This is a genomic window from Cellulomonas terrae, assembly GCF_007990265.1.
Taxonomy (GTDB): domain Bacteria; phylum Actinomycetota; class Actinomycetes; order Actinomycetales; family Cellulomonadaceae; genus Cellulomonas; species Cellulomonas terrae.
In genome coordinates, this window is the sequence record NZ_BJWH01000023.1 from 17,446 (window position 1) to 32,379 (window position 14,934).

Genomic DNA, 14,934 nt, shown 5'->3' on the forward strand with positions numbered 1-14,934 from the left:
GGTCAGCGTTCACGCTGGTCAGAGCGTGATTCGGAATGTCCGTTCGGGACGAACACGTGTTTCTGGAGGGTGCGCAGGACGTCGCTGGCGACCTCTTGTGTGTGATCCATAGCGCGCAGCCCCCCATCGGGTTCGGTGTCGTCGTCGACGATCTCGTCCTGGACTCCGGCCTCGATGAGGTCCATCACGGCTCGACCCGCCCAGCGCGACAGGGCCGGCTGGTCCGGTGCCGCGAGGACCTCGATCGCAACGAGCTCCGCGACGGCGGTCTCTCTCCAGCGTTCCGCCTCGGTCTTGGTCGAGGACCACGGGACGTTCGCGAAGTGCCGGATGAGCGTCAACGCCGAGATTGTGACTCGTTCCTCGCGCCGCTGCTTGGCTTCGTCAGCCCGCCGAGTGGCATCTCTGTTCCGCTCGACTCGCAGCGTCAGCCAGAACACGGCGAACAGCCCGACGAGGCTGAGGACGGCCGCGACGCTGCCCTGGAGGAGATTGGCCCACCACTGCTCCGGAGTCATAGCCGGACGGTAGCGGCAGCCGCCGCGCTCACGATGTCGACGACGGCGCCCAGGGGTCGCCGCCGGGCCACTGGGCCGCGCTGGCGCGTCCCAGGCAAGCGATGAGGAGCTGCTGCGTGGCCTCCTCGGTCGCGAGATGCTCGAGGCCCAGGAGCAACTCCTGACGAACCAGCTCTACCCGCTGCCAACGCGGCTGCGCCTTCACATCGGTGCGTACGCGAGCGGCGAACTCCTCCGCATCGACCACGAACGCCTTGAACAGCAACTGAGTGAGATTGTTCGTCCACGCTGACGCGAAAGGGTCCGACCGCTGGGCGGATACGCGGAATGTAGCTAGGCGCGAGGTCACCTCGAACAGCCCCTGGTGGACTTCCTGAGGGCCCCCTCGGGTGGGCATGTTGAGGTACTGGATGGCGGAGACCAATGCGTCGTCAATCCGCGCCCGAACCGCACGTTCACGCTCGCTTGTCAGAGCCTGCGCCGCCAGCTCCCTCTCCAGGTCCTGTGCCTTGGTCGCCAGCGTCCGCTCGTGGCGAATGGTCAGCCACAGGGCGATGAACACGCCGACCAGCCCCACGCTGCCGTCGAGCAGGACCGCCCACCATTGCTCTCCCGTCACGCGCTGACCGTAGCCGGTGCGCCGCAGGTCACGACGCCGTGAGGCGCATCCGGTACTGGTTGCCGAGGCTCTTCGGCTGGATGTCGTCGACCACCGCATCCAGCAGGGCCCCCCGGACCGCCGCAGGAGACCACACGGGCGCCGACCTGGAGTCGGCCGACCGCGTCACCTCAGGGTTGGGAGACACGGCCTAGTTGCGATGTCCAGGGAGGTTGGTCAGTCGGGTGACTGGCGGCTTGCCTCCGAGGGCGGAGTGGGCGCGGTGGTGATTGTAGAAGTGCAGCCATCCGGGCAGGGCGGCGTCGCGCTTGGCGGTTGAGGGATAGAGGCGGGCGTAGGCCCAGCCGTCGGCGAGGGTGCGGTGAGAGCGTTCGATCTTGCCGTTCGTCTGCGGGCGGTAGGGGCGGGTTCTTTTGTGGGCGATCTCGAGTTCCGTGCAGGCATCGCGCCAGCCGTAGGAGCGGTAGCAGCTGCCGTAGTCGGACAGCACCCGCTCGACGTTCACGCCGCGGGCGGCGAACCAGTCGACCGCGCGTCGCAGTACGCCGATCGCGGTGGTCGTCTTTTCGTCGGGGCAGATCTCAGCGTAGGCGACGCGGGAGTGGTCATCGATGACGGTGTGCAGGTAGGCAGTCCCGATCAGCGGCCGGTAGTCCTTGCCACGTTTCGCCGGTGCGGTGTGCTGTGGCGCGACTGTTGGACTTGCTCTGCTGGCGGCTGAGGAACTTGTGCCCGCCACCATCGGGGATGTTGGCGAACTTCGTGACGTCTACGTGGTTCAACGACCCCGGATGGTCGTGCTCGTAGCGGCGCAGCGGTTCGCCGGTGACCCGGTCGATGTGGCACAGCCGGTTGATCCGGCATCGCCTCGGCACGGCATGCACGGTCGAGGCCGGCAGGCCGAGGCGGCCGCCGATCTGGACCGGGCCGAGCCGTTGCCGCCAGCGCAGCGCGACGATCCGTTTGACGACCTCGGGACCGGTCTTGGTCGGGCTCGTGTGGGGTCGCGAACTGCGGTCACCCATCCCGGCCGACCTCTCGGCGCGGTAGCGGTCGGCCCACTTCTTGGCGGTACGCGGGGTGACCATGAACATCTTCGCTGCGGCGGCATATGTCCAGCCGTCCTTGATGACGAGCAGCGCGAGCCGTTCGCGAGTTCGTGGAGTCAAGACGGCGTTAGCGTGGGACACGAGGGCCTCCGGTCGGTGAAGCGGTGAACTAGACAGCTCCACTTCACAACCGGAGGCCTTCGTCTGTCAGCCCGACTCACCACCGAGCGGCGGGACAACCTCCCTGGACATCGCACCTAGTCGAGCCGCCGACGTTATGCCGCACCGGGGAAGAACGGTCTGATTGAGTCGCCAAACCGACGGCCCCTCCATCGCGGCCTCCATATAGCCGTAAGACCGGCCGCCATTAGACACGAGATATCGCTCGACTCGGAGACAGGTCCCGGCTGGATTGTCGGCGTAGAACGCGGGCGAAAGGTGCCGACTCGAGCGATACCTTCGGGCGGGTCGCTGGTCGGACGCAGGCCGTGGCATCTGCTCTCGAAGGACTGCCAGGAAGACTTTTGCTCGCCCGGAACTGCGATTCGGACGAGGCCGGACTAGCCATCCGGACGCTGTGGGGAGATTGCCCTTCAGCGCGCAGAATCTGGAGGCAGTGAAGTGCCCGAAGCCACCCCCGCGCCCGTTCATGTGGCCCCAGCTCGCGCAGGTCGGCCGCCGTCGGGCACCCGCGTGTACCGGCCTGAGGAACTCGTGCGAGTCGAGATCCGCATTCCGGCCCACCTGGCGCGCCAGCTGTTCGAGCGGGCGAACGCGACTGGTCGGGCCGTCAGCGCCACCGCCACCGCGTTGCTCAGTGATGCCCTCTCGGATTCCTCGGCTGGCCGCATGCCCTGACCGGTCGCGGCGCAGGTCGCCGATCTCCTGACATGCGAAAGGCCGGGACTCGTAATCCCGGCCAGATCGCACCCCAGCGGGTGGCACCGCTGCATCGAAGCAAAACCCCGTCAAGAGGAACTTTCGTGTGCCCATCATCGGATTCCAGAACTCCTGCAGTCAACCGCCACGCCGAGTCGATCGAAACCATGACGGCTGTCGCGAGGTACACCCCCGTCAACCGCCAGGGCTGGTTAGAGGTCGGCGACTTCGTGCGGGCTGTCGCGGTCGACCTGTACCCCGACAAGCCGAAAGCAGCGCTCGAAGCGATCAATACTGTTGCTCCCTTCGTCCAGTGGGCACACGGTGAAGGGCTGACCGTGCCTCGTGAGGCGCTGTTCACTCCCGACGTCGTTGAGCGGTACACCGAGGTCGCGTGCGGGCATCTGGCCGAGTCGTCAATAGCGACCAAGCGCTCGAACCTGCGCCGCTACGGACGGGCGATCACCGAAAAGGCACCGTGGCCACCGCCGGAGCGGGCGGTGCGCAGCCATGCAGGGGTCGCGCCGTACACCGACGCAGAGTGGCGCGCCTGCTCGAGGTCGCCAGTCAACAGAGAGTGCCCAGCCGACGCCGCCAGATGCAGGCACTCCTCGCTCTGACCCTCGGTGCTGGCCTCTACCCTCGGGAGGCCTGGTCCGTGTCGACCGGCGACCTCATCGAGCTGCACGGGTGCCTGTGCGTGCGTGCGTCCGGCAAGCACCCGCGCATCGTTCCCATCACGGCTCCCCACGACGAGACACTGCGACGGATCGCAGCTGCAGATCCGGGGTCGACGTTGCTGGGAATGGACCCGTCGAGCTGGACTCGTTCGAGGCTGGACCGCATAACCCAACGCGTCGCTCTGCCCGCGGACTGCCCGCGGATCGTGACCCACCGACTTCGCTCCACGTGGGTCCGCGTCCACCTCGAACACCAGGTCGACCTCGGCGGCCTGGCCCGGATGGCCGCTGTGACGTCGGGAAAGTTCTTCGAGAACGTCATACCCTACCTGCGCCCCGTCGCTGACGACGAACTGTTCGCGACCATGGCTCGCCAATGAGCCGAACCCGCCACCCAACACGATCGTTCCCGACCAGAACTCCGTCCGGGGTCAGCGAGTACGTCTACATCCCCAACCCGATGACCACGACTCAGCGGGTCGCCAGGGCGCGCGCCTTCACTGACTCTGAAGTGGTCCGACAGCTCGTCGCGCAGCGCACCCGCACCAACGGCCGCCCACGCAAGATCTCGCTCCATGCGGTGATGGCCGCACTCGCGATGCACGGCGTGAGCCGTCCGGGGACGGCGTGCATCGCCGCTGTCGTCGAAACGCTGCGCACCCTGAGCGCGTCGGACCTTGCAGTCCTTGGCTTCCGGTCGCAGAAGCAGATCACCTACCGCCGAATGCTGTCCGGGATCCACGCCTAGAGCGAAGCAATCTCGGGAGGACTACTGATCGATCACGACCACGATCTGGAGGCCGACCCGAGCACCGGCGAGGTACTGCCCTGCCCGCCCGACTGCCCCTACCTTCCTGCCACACTCGAAGACGTCGGTACCCTACTCGTCCAAGCATCGTTACCGCCGGCGATGACGAGGTGGAAGGGCGTTGCGATCGACGGCACCGACATCGAGTAGCACACGCGCCCACGCCGCAATTTCGTCGGCCCGAGCGGCCACGTGCAGGTTTCGGTGGACCCCGACGTTCGATGGGGCAAGCGCACGGCCACGGATCGCCGGCCCGAAGAGAAGTACGTGGGCTACGAACTGCACCTAGCGACCTACGTCCCGCCCACGGGCGCCGACCCAATCCCGCAACTCACCGCAGGGATGGTGCTTCGATCCGGCGTCACGCGACGCGCGCCGGCAGTGGTGGCGATCCTCGACACCCTCGGCGACGTCGACGAAGTCCTGCTTGACCGCGGCTACACCCAGGCGAAGGCCGAGAACCTCGCCCGTCCGCTGCGCGTGCGCGGCGTCGAGGTGACGATGGACCTGCACTCCACCCAGCGCGGCGTCCGGCCTGGACCGATACCCGGCACGATCTGGGTCGACGGACACCTCTACATCTCAGCGATGCCCGAGGCGCTGCAGAACCTCGACGAACCGCCCATGTCGATCAGCCAGGACGAACGCAAAGAGATCCGCGGACGATTCGACAAGCGCGAGGCGTACCGCTTCACCGCACTGGCCAAGCACCGCGACGACCGCAACAGTCAGCGGTTCAAAGGGCCCGCCCTCGCCGGGCACCTGCGCTGTGTCAACACACCGGCATCCATCCGCCTCGGCCACCACCTGCCGACCACGAGCTGCGCCAAGGGCGCGCCATGCGGCTGCGGGAAGACGGTGACCGTCCCCGACACTGACGTCGAGCGCGACCGTCAGCCACACCCGTGGCAGTCCACCGCCTGGGTCCGCTCCTACAACCGGCGCAGCCTGATCGAGGGCCTCAACGCCCAGATCCGCTTCCAGTCCTTGAACATCAACCGCGGGTTCATCCGGCTCAACGGCCTCGCCTCCACGACACTGCTGCTCGCAGTCACGCTCGCCGGCCGCAACTTCGACCGCCTGCACGACTGGCACACCGCACGCGGCCTGAACGACCCCTGGCAAGACCATCTCGGAGAACCGCCCGACGATCGGCCCCTCGACCGCTACACCCGGACCAGAGGCAAACCCCGACGCTGGCGGCAGTAGTCGCCACCGGAACACCGCGACCGCGTCACCTGCTCCACTGTGCAGCAGCGGCATGCCGCCGTCCGGCTAACAGTTGAACTCTGCCCGGGACCGCTCGCACCAGCCCGCCGCAGCGCCACAGACCGCCGGGAACGACGAAACTCCCGGTCAGATCACTCTGACCGGGAGTTTCGGTACTCCATAAGCAGTTCCAAGAGGAACCGCCCCACTGTGCGCGAGGGGGGATTTGAACCCCCACGCCCTTTCGGACACTGGCACCTGAAGCCAGCGCGTCTGCCGTTCCGCCACTCGCGCGCGCCGCAGAACACTAGCACGATGCGAGGGCTGGTCCTGAACCGTCGCGGAGGCTCCCAGGGACGCCGCGCGCACATCACCCTCCTTCCGACCCCGTACCGGCGCGTCACAGATACGATCAAGGCGGATTGCGGTCAGGGCAGCTGCACGCAGACGTGCACGAGGGACTGGGGAGGTGGGCGTGGGCATCCTCGACAGGTTCGAGAACGGCGTGGAGCGGGTGGTCAACAACGCCATCGCCAAGGCCTTCAAGAGCGAGCTCAAACCGCTCGACCTCTCGAGCGCGCTGCGCCGCGAGGTGGACGACCGGGCGGCTGTCGTGGGGCGGGATCGCACGGTCGTGCCCAACGAGTTCACGATCGAGCTCGCGACTGCCGACTACGACCAGGTGGAGTCGTGGGGTGCGGAGGCGTTGGCGGACGAGTTCGCCAACAACGTCACCGACTACGCGGCCAGCCAGCGCTACGCGTTCGTGGGTCCGGTGACGGTGTCGTTCAGCGAGGACAGCGAGCTGGAGGCGGCGCGGTTCCGGGTGCACAGCGCGACGGTCCGCGGTGCGGTGGCGCCTGCGTCGGCGAGCTCGGCCCCGAGCGCCCGACACCCCCTGGTGGACATCGACGGTCAGCGGTACATCCTCACCGGCCCGGTCACGGTCATCGGGCGCGGCTCGGAGGCGGACATCATCGTCGACGACCCGGGCGTCTCGCGCAGGCACCTGGAGATCCGGGTGACCGCTGAGGGGGTCGTCGCGACGGACATGGGCTCGACCAACGGACTCTTCGTCGAGGGCCACCAGGTTCCGGCCGCGACCCTGCTGGACGGCAACACGCTGACCATCGGGCGCACCCGGATCCTGTTCTGGACAGGCGGCGAGCCGGACCTGGACGAGTGACGCCCGCACATGAGTGAACTGACGATCACCCTGCTGCGGCTGGGTTACCTGGCCCTGCTGTGGGTGCTCGTGCTCTTCGCCATCGGCGTGCTGCGGCGCGACCTGTACGGGACGAGGATCACGGACCGACGGCGTCGCAAGGCGGCCGTGCCCGCAGCTGCAGCGGCCGCCGTGGCGACCGAGCCGTCCAAGCCCGAGACCGCCCCGACGCGCATCCCGCGGGCGGCGCGCAGCGGCAGCGGTCCGGGGCGCCTGGTCGTCACCGAGGGTCCGCTGCGCGGGACGATCGTCCCGCTGGGCACGTCGTCGGTGCTGATCGGCCGCGCGCCCGGCTGCACGCTCGTCCTGGACGACGACTACTCGTCGTCGCGGCACGCCCGGATCTTCCCGCAGAACGGCCAGTGGTTCGTCGAGGACCTGGGGTCCACGAACGGGACGTTCGTGGCGGACCAGCGCGTCGAGGCTCCGACTCCCGTCCCGACGGGTACACCCGTCCGCGTGGGTCAGAGCGTTCTCGAGCTGCAGAGGTAACCCGGTGTCCGTCGCACTCAGATATGCGGCGCGGTCCGACGTCGGACTCGTGCGCTCCAACAACCAGGACTCGGCCTACGCCGGTCCGCACCTGCTGATGGTCGCGGACGGCATGGGTGGGCACGCGGGCGGCGACGTCGCGTCGTCGGTCGCGGTCGCCGCGTTCGCGCCGCTGGACGGGGAGTCGCACGGTCCCGACGACGCGCTGGACCAGCTGGAGACGGCGCTGGCCGACGCGCGCGACGAGATCATCGCGCGCAGCGACGCCGACCCGGAGCTGAGCGGCATGGGCACGACGGTGCTCGCCATCCTGCGCGCCGGCAACAAGCTCGCGATGGTGCACCTGGGCGACTCGCGCGGGTACCTGATGCGCGACGGGGTCCTCACGCAGGTCACCACGGACCACACGTTCGTGCAGCACCTCGTGGACATCGGCCGGATCACGCCCGAGGAGGCCGAGCACCACCCGCAGCGGTCGGTCGTGATGCGGGTGCTGGGCGACTTCGACCCGGAGGTGACCCCGGACCTGTCGGTCCGGGAGGCGCGCAAGGGCGACCGGTGGCTGCTGTGCTCGGACGGCCTGTCGGGCTTCGTGAGCGCGGAGACCATCGAGGAGACGATGGCGACGATCGCCGACGTCGACGCGTGTGCCGACCGCCTGGTGCAGCTCGCGCTGCGGGCCGGCGGCGGGGACAACATCACGGTCGTGCTCGCGGACGTGGTCGAGCTCGACGACGTCGCCGACGGCGAGGGCCCGACGACGAACGCGACGGTGGTCGGAGCCGCGGCGCTGAGCCGCAACGACCCGACGTCCGCCGCCGACGGGCCGGCGGCGCGTGCCGCGGGTCTGGCACGAGCCGCGCAGGTGGTCGACGAGGACGCGCAGGACGGTGCTCCCGCCGCGGTCGGGACGGACGAGGACGACGAGCCGGCGCCGGCGCCGCGCCGCTGGCGGACCGTCGTGGTGTGGCTGGGCATCGCTGCTCTGGTCGTCGGTGCCGCCGCGATCGCCTACGGCTGGACGCAGACGCAGTACTACGTGGGGGTCGACGACGAGGAGGTCGTGATCTTCCGCGGGCTGCCGCAGACCCTGGGACCGGTCGCGCTGTCGTCCGTCGTGGAGCGGACCGGCACGTCGCTGGACGAGCTCGGCTCGCGCTACCTGCGGGAGCGCGTCGAGCAGACCATCCACGCTGACTCCCTCGATGACGCCCGTGACCTCGTCGCGATGCTCGAGGAGGACGCGGAGCCGTCGCCGCGCCCGACCGCCACGCCCACCGCCACCCCCGCCCCTTCCGGGACGGCCACACCGTGAGCCGCGAGTGATGGCTACCGTCCAGCCGCACCGCGTGCGGGCCGGCCGGGGCGTCGAGCTCGGTCTGCTGCTGCTCGCGCTCGCCATCGGCGTGGCGTCGTACGCGCTCGCCGGCATCGGCACCACCGACAAGGTCCCGCCCGACGTCCTCGGCTACGGGCTCGGCATGGCCGCCCTCGCGATCGGCATCCACCTGGTGCTGCGCTGGCGTGCGCCGTTCGCCGACCCGGTGATCCTGCCGATCACGGTGGCGCTCAACGGCATCGGGCTCGCGATGATCTACCGGATCGACTTCGCGTACGCGGCGCGCGGTCGGGAGGACGGGTTCGCGCAGCGCCAGCTGGTGTGGACCGCCGTCTCGGTGGTCCTCGCGGCGGCCGTGATCATCCTGCTGCGCGACCACCGCACCCTGCGCCGCTACACCTACACCGCGATGATCGCCGGTCTCGTCCTCGTGCTGCTGCCGCTGGTGCCCGGGCTGGGGCGCACCATCAACGGTGCCAGCATCTGGGTGCGCGTCGGCGGGGTCGGCTTCCAGCCGGCCGAGTTCGCCAAGATCGCGTTCGCGATCTTCTTCGCGGGGTATCTGGTCACCCATCGCGACACGCTCGCGCTCGCCGGGCCGAAGGTGCTGGGCCTGCAGCTGCCGCGCCCGCGGGACCTGGGCCCGATCCTCATCGTCTGGGGCGCGTCGGTCGCGGTCCTCGTCCTCGAACGGGACCTCGGCACCTCGCTGCTGTTCTTCGGCCTGTTCGTCGCGATGCTGTACCTGGCCACCGAACGCCTGAGCTGGGTGGTCATCGGCCTGCTCCTGTTCGTCGCCGGAGCGGTCATCGCGGCCGGGGCGTTCTCGCACGTCGGAGCTCGTTTCGACGCCTGGCTGAACGCGTTCGACCCGGCCGTCTTCGACCAGAGCCCGGGCGGTTCCGGCCAGCTGGTCCGGGGGCTGTTCGGCATGGCCAGCGGCGGCCTGTTCGGCACCGGCTGGGGGCAGGGGCGGCCGGACCTCGTGCCGTTCGCGGAGTCGGACTTCATCGTCGCGTCCCTCGGCGAGGAGCTGGGCCTGACCGGCCTGCTCGCGATCCTGCTCTTCTTCGCGATCCTCACCGAGCGCGGCATGCGCACCGCGATCGGGGTCCGCGACGGCTTCGGCAAGCTCCTCGCGGGCGGCCTGGCGTTCATCGTGGCGCTGCAGACGTTCGTCGTGGTCGGCGGCGTCACCCGGATCATCCCGCTCACGGGCCTGACCACGCCGTTCATCGCGTACGGCGGCTCGTCGCTCGTCGCCAACTGGGTCATCGTCGCGCTGCTGCTGCGGATCTCCGACGAGGCCCGCCGCCCGGCACCGTCGATGAAGCCGTCGCTGACGCCCGTCGCGGGCACCCCCGTCGTCGCCGGTGACGACGACCAGCCGACCGAGGTCATGCGGGGGGTGCGATGAACACCCCGCTCCGTCGCCTCGCCACGGTCGTCCTGGTGATGTTCGTCGGCCTGATGGCCAGCGCCACCTGGGTGCAGTACGTCCAGGCCGACCGCCTCAACAACGACAGCCGCAACGTCCGCACCCTGTACCGCGAGTTCGGCAACGCCCGCGGCCCGATCGTCGTCGCCGGGGAGGCCATCGCCCTGTCCACGAAGGTCGAGGACTCGTACGGCTACCAGCGGTCGTACACCAACGGTGAGCTGTACTCCGCCGTGACGGGCTTCTACTCCGTGGTGAACGGCCGCTCCCAGCTGGAGCGGGCCGCGAACGAGGAGCTGACCGGCCGCGGGGACCGCCTGTTCTTCTCCCGCATCCGTGACCTGATCACGGGGAGCCAGCCGGAGGGCGCCGCCGTCGAGACGACGATCAACCCCGCCGCGCAGCAGGCCGCGCTCGACGGCCTGGCCGGCCAGCAGGGTGCCGTCGTCGCGATCGAGCCGTCGACGGGTCGGATCCTCGCCCTCGTCTCGACGCCCGGATTCGACCCGAACGCCCTCGCGACGCACGACATCACCGCCGCGAGCGCCGCGTACCAGGCGCTGGACGTCGCGGACGGCAACCCCCTGCGCAGCAACGCGACGCAGGAGCGCTACCCGCCGGGATCGACGTTCAAGCTCGTCACGGCCGCGGCCGCGCTCGAGAGCGGCCAGTTCACGCCGGCCAGCACCCTGCCCGCCCCGGTCCGGCTCACGCTGCCGCAGACGTCCTCGACGATCGGCAACTTCGGCGGCGGTGGCTGCGGCGCGGACCCGATCTCGCTGGCGGACGCGCTGCGCATCTCCTGCAACACCTCGTTCGCGCAGCTGGGCATGGACGTCGGCTCCGACGCGCTGCTCACGCAGGCGGAGCGGTTCGGGTTCAACGACCCCGACCTGACGATCCCCATGCTGGTCGCCGAGAGCGTGTTCCCCGAGGACATGGACGTGCCGGTCACGGCGCAGTCGGCGATCGGGCAGCGCGACGTGCAGGCGACCCCCATGCAGATGGCGATGGTGTCCGCCGCGATCGCGAACGGTGGTCAGCTGATGACGCCGTACCTCGTGCAGACCGTGCGCTCGGCCGACCTGCACCGCGTCTACGAGACGGAGCCCGAGCTGTACTCGACCGCGACCTCACCGGGGACGGCCGCATCGCTGCGGGACATGATGGTCGGTGTCGTCGAGAGCGGGTCAGGCACGTCCGCGCAGATCCCCGGGGTCCCGGTCGCCGGCAAGACCGGCACCGCGCAGACGGCCGACGGCCAGGCACCGCACGCGTGGTTCACGGCGTTCGCGCCGGCCGACGCGCCGCGTGTCGCGGTCGCGGTGATCGTCGAGCACGGCGGGAACGCCGGTAACGAGGCGACGGGCGGGCGGGTCGCGGCGCCCATCGCGAAGGCCGTCATCGAGGCGGTGCTGGGCTCATGAAGACGGCATCGGGTCTCCTGCTCGGCCAGCGCTACCGCCTGGTCAAGCAGATCGCCGTGGGCGGCATGGGCGAGGTGTGGGAGGGGTACGACGACGCCCTCGCCCGCCCGGTCGCCGTCAAGGTGCTGCGCTCGGAGTTCGCCGGCGACCGCGGCTTCCTCGAGCGGTTCCGCACCGAGGCGCGCAACTCCGCGTCCCTGTCGCACCCGAACATCGCGCAGCTGTTCGACTACGGCGAGCAGGAGGGCTCGGGCTTCCTGATCATGGAGCTCGTCGTCGGCGAGCCCCTGTCCGACCTGCTCGAGCGTGAGCCGGTGCTGCCGACCCGTCGCCTGCTGCCGATCCTCGCGCAGACGGCCCGCGCCCTGCACGCGGCGCACCTGGCGGGCGTGGTGCACCGGGACGTCAAGCCGGGCAACATCCTGCTGGGCCGTGGCGGCCGCGTGAAGATCACCGACTTCGGTGTCTCGCTGGCCCGCAACCAGGTGACGATGACGGCGACCGGCATGGTGATGGGCACCGCCCAGTACCTGTCACCCGAGCAGGCCGTCGGGAAGCCCGCGACACCCCTGTCGGACCTGTACTCGCTGGGGATCATCGCGTACGAGGCCCTCGTCGGGCACCGGCCCTTCACCGGTCCGACGGCCGTCGACATCGCCGTGGCCCACGTGAACAACGCCGTCCCGCCCCTGCCGGCCAGCGTCGACAAGCCGTTGGCCGCCCTCGTGCTGCGGCTGCTGTCCAAGGAGCCGACCGCACGGCCGGCATCGGGCGAGGAGCTGGCGCAGCTGCTGGACAAGCTGGTCCCCCGCACGCCGCCCTCGGGCATCCCCGTGCTGATCAGCAAGCTGCAGCGCACGCCGGACACCTTCGCGACCGCGTCCACCCCGATCGACCCGCCGGCCGGTCCGCCGCCGTCGTACCCGCCACGCCGGACGCGCCGGGTCGAGGAGCCGACCGGTCGCGCAGCAGCGCGGCGGGCGTCGACGAGCACCGGGGTGCGGCTCGGTCGCACCGGCCGGCTGTCGTGGCCGCTCCTCGCGCTCGTCCTGCTGCTGATCGGTCTGCTCGGGGCGGCCCTTGCGACCAGGATCACCAGCGCGGGCGGACCATCCCAGGACGGAACCCGACTCGTGGCCTCAGACGCCCACTACCCTCGTGCCGATGCCCCGGATGGGATGATCACGGACAACGGGTCCGCGGCGTTCGCCGCAGACCCCGCATCGACGGAAGCAAAGGACGCCTAGTGGTGGACGACGGATCCCGCACCCTCGCCGGACGGTACGAGGTCGGCGAGCTCATCGGCCGTGGTGGCATGGCCGAGGTGCACATCGGCCACGACACCCGGCTGGGCCGCACGGTGGCCATCAAGATCCTGCGCTCCGACCTGGCCCGGGACCCGTCGTTCCAGAACCGGTTCCGCCGCGAGGCGCAGTCCGCCGCCGCGCTGAACCACCCCGCGATCGTCTCGGTCTACGACACGGGCGAGGACGTCTTCACGGAGCCGACGGGCGTCGTCGCCCACGTCCCGTTCATCGTCATGGAGTACGTGGAGGGCCACACCGTCCGCGACATCCTGCGGGACGGTCACGCGGTGCCCATCGAGGAGGCCGTGGAGATCACCTCCGGCGTCCTGTCCGCGCTGGAGTACTCGCACCACGCGGGCATCGTGCACCGCGACATCAAGCCCGCCAACGTCATGCTCACCCCGACGGGTGCGGTCAAGGTCATGGACTTCGGCATCGCGCGCGCGATGGCGGACTCCGCCGCGACCATGACCCAGACGCAGGCCGTCATCGGCACCGCGCAGTACCTGTCGCCGGAGCAGGCGCGCGGCGAGACCGTGGACGCCCGCTCCGACCTGTACTCGACCGGTTGCCTGCTGTTCGAGCTGCTCACCGGCCGCCCGCCGTTCACCGGCGACTCGCCCGTGGCCGTGGCCTACCAGCACGTCCGCGAGGCCGCTCCCATCCCGTCGACGTTCGCGTCCGACGTGCCCGACTCGCTCGACCGCATCACGCTCAAGGCCCTCGCCAAGGAGCGGGACTCCCGCTACTCCAGCGCCGCCGAGTTCCGTTCCGACCTGGAGGCCGCGGTGCGCGGCGGTGCCGTGGGCGCGCCGGCCGTCGGGGCGCTCGCCGCTGCGGCGCTCGTCGCGACGCCCGCCACCGAGGCCACGCAGCTCATGGCTCCGCCGGTCGCGACGACGCAGGCGATGCCGCCGGCCACCTCGCCGTGGGCGGCCACCGGTGCGGCGGTGTCGACGACGGGCGGTCTCGACGACGAGGAGGAGGAGAACAAGCGGCCGTGGCTGCTGCCCCTGCTCATCGGGATCGCCGTGCTGGCCGTGGCCGGGATCGTGGCGCTGCTCATCGCAACGCTCGGCCAGGACCCGCCTGCGACGACGGTGCAGGTGCCGGCGGTCGTCGGACTCACCGAGGCGGAGGCCAAGGAGAAGATCACGGCGGAGGACCTGCTCTACGAACGCGCCGAGGAAGCGAACGACACCGTCCCGGCCGGGTCCGTCATCCGGACCGAGCCGGCCGAGGGCACCGAGGTCGAGCCCGAGTCGGTCGTGAAGGCCATCATCTCCACAGGACCCGCCAGCCTGGCCGTGCCCCGGGTCGCCGGGATGACCGAGCAGCAGGCGACCGACGCGCTCGAGGACGCCGGGCTCGTCGTCTCGGCCAACCGCCAGGACGACGACAACCCGGAGTTTCCGCAGGGCCAGGTCACCAAGACCGACCCCGCCGAGGGCACGTCGGTCGCGGCCGGCTCCACCGTCACGCTGTTCGTGTCCACCGGCAACGTCCTGGTGCCCGACGTCGTCGGCAAGACGGCTGCCGAGGCGACGGCGCTCCTCAACGCGGCCAAGCTGCAGGTCAACACGTCGCCCGTCGAGTCACCCAACACCCCCGACACGGTCGTGACGCAGGATGTCCCCGCCAACACGCCGGTCAAGCAGGGTCGGGTCATCAACCTGACGATCGCCCAGGCGCCGACCACGGCGGTCATCCCGAACGACCTCGTCGGGAAGTCGTACGACCAGGCCGTCGAGCAGCTGCGGGCACTCGGGCTGACGAACGTCAGAAGGGTCGACGACCCGTCCGAGGAGCCCGTCAACCAGGTGCTGCGGACGGACCCGACCGCCGGCGACGAGGTCCCGTTGGACCAGCAGATCGACATCCACGTGTCGAAGGGACCGGGTGGAGCGACGACCGCTCCGCCGCCGGGCAACGACGACTAGCAGT

General features: G+C 70.1%; 13 protein-coding genes, 1 tRNA gene and 1 pseudogene. 11 read left to right on the forward strand and 4 right to left on the reverse strand.

Annotated elements, in window-relative coordinates; translation table 11 throughout:
• Window positions 1-2: 2 nt before the first annotated feature.
• The 3 genes and pseudogenes from CTE05_RS17035 to CTE05_RS17045 form a co-directional block, all read right to left on the reverse strand.
• Window positions 3-518, reverse strand: a complete 516-nt coding sequence (locus CTE05_RS17035; RefSeq protein ID WP_146847507.1) for a hypothetical protein — start codon at window positions 516-518, stop codon at window positions 3-5.
• 28 nt (window positions 519-546) lie between these two features.
• Window positions 547-1,137 carry a hypothetical protein gene (locus CTE05_RS17040; RefSeq protein WP_146847508.1) on the reverse strand — a complete coding sequence of 197 codons (591 nt, stop codon included), beginning with the start codon at window positions 1,135-1,137 and terminating at the stop codon, window positions 547-549.
• Between the two features lie 190 nt (window positions 1,138-1,327).
• Window positions 1,328-2,327: pseudogene (locus tag CTE05_RS17045) on the reverse strand (IS481 family transposase).
• Window positions 2,328-3,232: 905 nt separating this feature from the next.
• Between CTE05_RS17045 and CTE05_RS20640 the strand changes: the two are divergent.
• From CTE05_RS20640 to CTE05_RS20655, 4 genes are all read left to right on the forward strand, one after another.
• Complete coding sequence (locus CTE05_RS20640; protein WP_246123714.1) at window positions 3,233-3,685, forward strand: hypothetical protein; 453 nt, start codon at window positions 3,233-3,235, stop codon at window positions 3,683-3,685.
• 38 nt (window positions 3,686-3,723) lie between these two features.
• Window positions 3,724-4,125, forward strand: a complete 402-nt coding sequence (locus CTE05_RS20645; RefSeq protein WP_246123715.1) for a hypothetical protein — start codon at window positions 3,724-3,726, stop codon at window positions 4,123-4,125.
• An 80-nt stretch (window positions 4,126-4,205) separates the two neighbouring features.
• Window positions 4,206-4,493, forward strand: coding sequence for a hypothetical protein (locus tag CTE05_RS20650; RefSeq protein WP_246123716.1), 288 nt, complete (start codon window positions 4,206-4,208; stop codon window positions 4,491-4,493).
• Window positions 4,494-4,757: 264 nt separating this feature from the next.
• Window positions 4,758-5,762 (forward strand): hypothetical protein, encoded by a 1,005-nt coding sequence (locus CTE05_RS20655; RefSeq protein WP_246123717.1) that lies wholly within the window; start codon window positions 4,758-4,760, stop codon window positions 5,760-5,762.
• 211 nt (window positions 5,763-5,973) lie between these two features.
• Here the strand turns inward: CTE05_RS20655 and CTE05_RS17065 are convergent.
• Window positions 5,974-6,056 (reverse strand) — tRNA-Leu (locus tag CTE05_RS17065).
• Between the two features lie 181 nt (window positions 6,057-6,237).
• Here CTE05_RS17065 and CTE05_RS17070 point away from each other — a divergent pair.
• The 7 genes from CTE05_RS17070 to pknB are packed head-to-tail and all read left to right on the forward strand — an operon-like array spanning window position 6,238 to window position 14,930.
• On the forward strand, window positions 6,238-6,948 hold the full coding sequence (locus CTE05_RS17070) for an FHA domain-containing protein (protein WP_146847510.1): 711 nt from the start codon (window positions 6,238-6,240) through the stop codon (window positions 6,946-6,948).
• Window positions 6,949-6,957: 9 nt separating this feature from the next.
• Window positions 6,958-7,479, forward strand: a complete 522-nt coding sequence (locus CTE05_RS17075; protein ID WP_146847511.1) for an FHA domain-containing protein FhaB/FipA — start codon at window positions 6,958-6,960, stop codon at window positions 7,477-7,479.
• Between the two features lie 4 nt (window positions 7,480-7,483).
• Complete coding sequence (locus tag CTE05_RS17080) at window positions 7,484-8,794, forward strand: Stp1/IreP family PP2C-type Ser/Thr phosphatase (RefSeq protein WP_146847512.1); 1,311 nt, start codon at window positions 7,484-7,486, stop codon at window positions 8,792-8,794.
• Window positions 8,795-8,804: 10 nt separating this feature from the next.
• Window positions 8,805-10,235: an FtsW/RodA/SpoVE family cell cycle protein gene (locus tag CTE05_RS17085; protein WP_146847513.1), complete on the forward strand. Its 1,431-nt coding sequence runs from the start codon at window positions 8,805-8,807 to the stop codon at window positions 10,233-10,235.
• Window positions 10,232-11,683: a peptidoglycan D,D-transpeptidase FtsI family protein gene (locus CTE05_RS17090; protein ID WP_146847514.1), complete on the forward strand. Its 1,452-nt coding sequence runs from the start codon at window positions 10,232-10,234 to the stop codon at window positions 11,681-11,683. The genes CTE05_RS17085 and CTE05_RS17090 overlap by 4 nt, the downstream gene beginning before the upstream one ends.
• Window positions 11,680-12,930 (forward strand): serine/threonine-protein kinase, encoded by a 1,251-nt coding sequence (locus CTE05_RS17095; protein ID WP_146847515.1) that lies wholly within the window; start codon window positions 11,680-11,682, stop codon window positions 12,928-12,930. The genes CTE05_RS17090 and CTE05_RS17095 overlap by 4 nt, the downstream gene beginning before the upstream one ends.
• A complete protein-coding gene (gene pknB, locus CTE05_RS17100) occupies window positions 12,930-14,930 on the forward strand; it encodes a Stk1 family PASTA domain-containing Ser/Thr kinase (RefSeq protein ID WP_146847516.1) in 2,001 nt (666 codons plus the stop codon). The genes CTE05_RS17095 and pknB overlap by 1 nt, the downstream gene beginning before the upstream one ends.
• Window positions 14,931-14,934 lie beyond the last annotated feature (4 nt).

Coding starts and splice junctions, on each gene's coding strand:
- CTE05_RS17035 (WP_146847507.1), bottom strand. CDS start 518: ATGACTCCGGAGCAGTGGTGGGCCAATCTCCTCCAGGGCAGCGTCGCG.
- CTE05_RS20640 (WP_246123714.1), top strand. CDS start 3,233: ATGACGGCTGTCGCGAGGTACACCCCCGTCAACCGCCAGGGCTGGTTA.
- CTE05_RS20650 (WP_246123716.1), top strand. CDS start 4,206: ATGACCACGACTCAGCGGGTCGCCAGGGCGCGCGCCTTCACTGACTCT.
- CTE05_RS17075 (WP_146847511.1), top strand. CDS start 6,958: ATGAGTGAACTGACGATCACCCTGCTGCGGCTGGGTTACCTGGCCCTG.
- CTE05_RS17085 (WP_146847513.1), top strand. CDS start 8,805: ATGGCTACCGTCCAGCCGCACCGCGTGCGGGCCGGCCGGGGCGTCGAG.
- CTE05_RS17090 (WP_146847514.1), top strand. CDS start 10,232: ATGAACACCCCGCTCCGTCGCCTCGCCACGGTCGTCCTGGTGATGTTC.
- CTE05_RS17095 (WP_146847515.1), top strand. CDS start 11,680: ATGAAGACGGCATCGGGTCTCCTGCTCGGCCAGCGCTACCGCCTGGTC.